The organism is Proteiniphilum sp. UBA1028 (assembly GCF_002316955.1).
Lineage (GTDB): Bacteria > Bacteroidota > Bacteroidia > Bacteroidales > Dysgonomonadaceae > Proteiniphilum.
The window spans coordinates 10,482-14,460 of record NZ_DCEN01000005.1; the positions used below are offsets into that span (position 1 = coordinate 10,482).

General features: G+C 50.6%; 6 protein-coding genes. 2 read left to right on the forward strand and 4 right to left on the reverse strand.

Features of this window, described 5'->3' with window-relative positions; genetic code table 11:
• Nucleotides 1-240: 240 nt before the first annotated feature.
• The 3 genes from B3Z75_RS00675 to B3Z75_RS00685 form a co-directional block, all read right to left on the reverse strand.
• Nucleotides 241-513, reverse strand: coding sequence for a zinc ribbon domain-containing protein (locus B3Z75_RS00675; RefSeq protein WP_294066605.1), 273 nt, complete (start codon nucleotides 511-513; stop codon nucleotides 241-243).
• A 95-nt stretch (nucleotides 514-608) separates the two neighbouring features.
• Nucleotides 609-1,037, reverse strand: a complete 429-nt coding sequence (locus B3Z75_RS00680) for a DUF3788 family protein (protein WP_294066608.1) — start codon at nucleotides 1,035-1,037, stop codon at nucleotides 609-611.
• Nucleotides 1,038-1,041: 4 nt separating this feature from the next.
• Nucleotides 1,042-1,815: a class I SAM-dependent methyltransferase gene (locus B3Z75_RS00685; protein WP_294066611.1), complete on the reverse strand. Its 774-nt coding sequence runs from the start codon at nucleotides 1,813-1,815 to the stop codon at nucleotides 1,042-1,044.
• A 189-nt stretch (nucleotides 1,816-2,004) separates the two neighbouring features.
• On the opposite strand from B3Z75_RS00685, the gene B3Z75_RS00690 reads away from it, so the two are divergent.
• Complete coding sequence (locus B3Z75_RS00690) at nucleotides 2,005-2,199, forward strand: hypothetical protein (RefSeq protein ID WP_294066614.1); 195 nt, start codon at nucleotides 2,005-2,007, stop codon at nucleotides 2,197-2,199.
• 136 nt (nucleotides 2,200-2,335) lie between these two features.
• Entirely contained in the window at nucleotides 2,336-3,421 is a 1,086-nt protein-coding gene (gene dinB, locus B3Z75_RS00695; RefSeq protein WP_294066617.1) for a DNA polymerase IV, read from the forward strand.
• Here dinB and B3Z75_RS00700 read toward each other — a convergent pair.
• Nucleotides 3,411-3,953, reverse strand: a complete 543-nt coding sequence (locus tag B3Z75_RS00700; protein ID WP_294066679.1) for a 1-acyl-sn-glycerol-3-phosphate acyltransferase — start codon at nucleotides 3,951-3,953, stop codon at nucleotides 3,411-3,413. The genes dinB and B3Z75_RS00700 overlap by 11 nt on opposite strands.
• Nucleotides 3,954-3,979 lie beyond the last annotated feature (26 nt).

A 3,979-nucleotide genomic window follows, 5' to 3' on the forward strand; every position in this document is an offset into this window, starting at 1 on the left:
GAACCCAAAATTAGTACTGTTATTGATACGCCAAAAGTGTTAAAATGGCTTAGTTATTTAACAAACTTATTCGTAACCTATTCGTTTTATAAGATTTTAAATACCTCAATATCAGTAGAGTAGTATGTGGGTTCGCAAGCCTCTCTCCGCTAAAAGCCAAGGATATAGAAAGGATAAAAAGGATAAGTCCCGTAAAATGAAAGTTTTACGGGATCTTTTTTTGTTTACCGGCCAGAATGTTTATTTCTGCCACCGTGTTAATGTGGATAAAAAATTGCGAAGCATCGGACGTGCTTCCTCCGGCGTGAAGTTGTTTCCCGTTTCACTATTCCAGTGGTCGAGGAACTTCAGATTGGTTTCCAGCATCTCCTCCATCGTAACATCGCGGGTAAAGGCCCCGTTCTGATAGCAATAGGTACAATACTCCTGATTGGGAGTCCCGTCGGCGTTGGTGCCGAGATCTCCCGTGGATTTCATGTCCATTCCGCAGCTTTGACAAATGGGTGTGTTCATAATTACGTATGTTTATTTGTGATGCATTACCATCAAACAACTGCCGGATCGTAGAGAAGCTTTCTGCAATGACCGTTTCTTCGCTATCCTGGCAATTACTTCAGGCTCATTTTAAAACCGACCACGGCCAGCAGCTCGCCGAGCTGTTCCTGTTTGCCGATGTCAAACCACAAGGGAATTAATTTTCCGATTGGCTTCATCGAGGCAAACTCATTTTTTTTGCTTTCCGAAATGTTCAGTGCGGCGATAGCTTCGAGATGTTTCTCCATGAAATAGAAACTGGTTTTGAAGAATCCTTCCCAGACAGAGAGCCAGAGAATCGTTTTTTTCTTTTGCGTAACCTTGCAAAGCCACGCTTTCCCGTCGTTGTAATACCTCCATTCGTTGTTCAGCCCGTACTCCGGGCTTGCAATCGTTTCGAAAAACAATGCCAGTGCGCTGTAGGCCTGATCGCCCAGCGCCTCGCTCAATACCTTCTCCGAGGGGATGATGGCCGGATCTCTCAATTGCATTCGTGCTTCCATACTATCAAATCTTTTTCCCGATATAAAAGACGTAGCCGTAATACTCCTTGTACATGTCGTATAACGCCTTCTCGCGACGCTGTTCCCGGACCAGCTTCTCCGCCATGGGGTTGCCCGCATGCTGATGCAGGAAGATCTCCTGCACCGCTTCCTGTGGAGCATAGAAGTGATCGGTCCAGCACTCCTCCGGCAGGATAAACGTCGCCACGGGCACATACCCCGCCTTCTCCATCTGAGCCACCTTGTGGGAGACGGTGTCGATCTCCGGATAGGCATCCACCCAGAAGTCGTGAATCTCTGCGGGACGCTCCATCGTAAACCAGGAAGCCTCCGAGACGGCAATATATCCACCTCTCTTCAGCAGTTTCCGCCACTCATTGATGCCCCGCTCAAAGCCGACGTTGTAGATGGATCCCTCCGACCAGATCAGGTCCAGCTCCTCCTCCCCGAAAGGAAGTGCAGCCATGTCGCCCCGGATTCCTTTCACGCGGTGCTGCAGGCTGTGCTTTACCGCATTTCGGTTAAAGAGATCGATGAAGTACGGGAAGAGGTCGATGCCGGTGATCTGCCCGGGACAGTGCTGTGCCAGTGTCATGGTCTGTCCGCCCGTGCCGCAGCCCACATCGGCAATGCGCGCCTTGTCGGTGAGCGGCTCTGTGAAGCTGAGTGCCTTCAGCGTTACTTCGGGACTACCGGGTCCCTGACGTTCTACGTGGGAGAAATATTCGCAGATCAGGTTGAAGTCGAAATCGTGTATCGAATTGTTTTCGTCGTTCATGATGTCTGCTGTTTTTAAACATCCAAACTTATTAGTAATGACAAAGATAGTGATATTTTCAAATTTCTTTACGAGGTATGCAGTTTTTTTACGATTCCTTGATTCTTCTGATGCAATTTTATTACATTTGTATCATGCATGGCGTGATGCATGCCGGGTTGGATATCTTTACTTTAAATAATTGAAATTATGTGCGAGAAAACACAAAAAAGCAGCTCCGGCGGACATGCTGGTGATGCCGTCTACGGTTTGGGAGTGATCGGTGCAGCAGTCTGGTTCATCTCCACTGCCTCCACCTTTTGGATGGGCGTGCTGGGAGTCCTGAAGGCAATTGTCTGGCCCGCCTTCCTGGTGTACGAGGCGTTCAGGGTTTTGCTGGGCTGATTTCCCGCTTTCCCGCCTTCCGAAGTGTGGGAGATGTTATTTCCGGAGAAACCGTCATGAGCACTCATCGACAGGAAGAGCCAATAAGCTGCCTTTTCCTTTTGATGTGTAACAAATTGCAGCTATATTTGTCCTTATGAACCGGAAGATCATCCATGTAGATATGGACGCGTTCTACGCCTCCATTGAGCAGCGCGACAATCCCGAATATCGCGGCAAGCCGGTTGCTGTGGGCTATGGCGAGAAGAGAGGTGTGGTGGCGGCGGCCAGCTACGAGGCCCGCCGCTATGGAATTCACTCCGCCATGCCGTCGGTCACGGCGCTGCGCAAATGTCCCCATCTCATCTTTGTCATGCCGCGTTTCGATCACTACCGCAATGTATCCAACCAGATCATGCAGATCTTCCTCGAGTATACCGACATGGTGGAGCCGCTGTCGCTCGACGAAGCGTTTCTCGACGTCACCGTCAACCATAAGGGGAACCGTTCTGCCACGCTCATCGCCAAAGAAATCAAGCAAAAGATACTGAGCCGTACCCGGCTCACCGCCTCGGCGGGCGTGTCCTACAATAAATTTCTGGCAAAGATTGCCTCCGACTACAAGAAACCGGATGGGCTCTTTGTGATTGAACCGGCTGAGGCGGAAGCGTTCGTGGAGAAATTGCCTGTCGGCAAGTTCTTTGGTGTGGGGAAGGTGACGGCGGCGCGGATGGAAGAGCTCGGTATCCGCACGGGAGCCGACCTGAAGAAGTGGTCCGAGGTCGACCTGGTGCGTGAGTTCGGCAAGGCCGGGATCGCCTATTATCACTTTGCGAGAGGCATCGATGACCGTGAGGTAGAGTCGGAGCGTGTGCGCAAGTCCCTCGGAGCCGAGGAAACTTTTGCCGAAGACCTGACAGAGATGGTCGATATCCTGGCGGCACTCTACCAGCTGTCGCTGGAGGTATACCGCCGTGCCGACAAGAAGAAGTTCCTGGCACGTACGCTCACGCTAAAGATCAAGTATGCCGACTTTACGGTGATCACCCGCAGCCGCACCGTGGGGCATTATATACGGACGCAGGCAGAACTGTTCGATATTGGCAAGGAGCTGCTGCTGCAGGTGGACGACTTTCATGAACAAAAGATCCGCCTCATGGGCCTCACGCTCAAGAATGCCGATGGCGCCCATGCGTCACTGCCCGAGGAAGGTGTTCAGCTGTCGCTCGAGTTCACAGAATAAAATTCTCCGGTTTCTTTGGCTGCACATCCTTGTAGTATGATTTTATTTTCACGATGTCGCTCTTGTAGTCCCCTGTAGGATAAAACATCTCCAGCACCCGTGCCTCCTTCCTGCCGTAATCGAGTCCGATGAGCAGAATGGGCACTTGCGCCTTCAGAGCAATAAAATAAAATCCTTTTTTCCATTCCTTCACCGGCTTGCGTGTACCCTCCGGGGTGATGCCGAGGTGCATCCACTCCCTTTTTTGAAACTCCTTCGCCAGTATTTCGGTCAACGAACCGCTTTTCCCCCTCTCCACCGGTATTCCGCCGATGCTTTTAAAGAAGATGTTGAAAGGAAAGAAAAACCATTCCTTCTTGATCAGGAAGTTGGCCTGTCGTCCCAGGGTAGAGTAGGCCAGCTTGCCCGTTACAAAATCCCAGTTGCTGGTGTGTGGTGCTACGGCCAGTACGCATTTCGGTACTACGGGAAACGTGTTCACCACCTTCCATCCCATGATTTTGTTGAGTATGAATTTGCTAATAATCCCCATGGTTATGTTTTTATGTTTCGATGTTT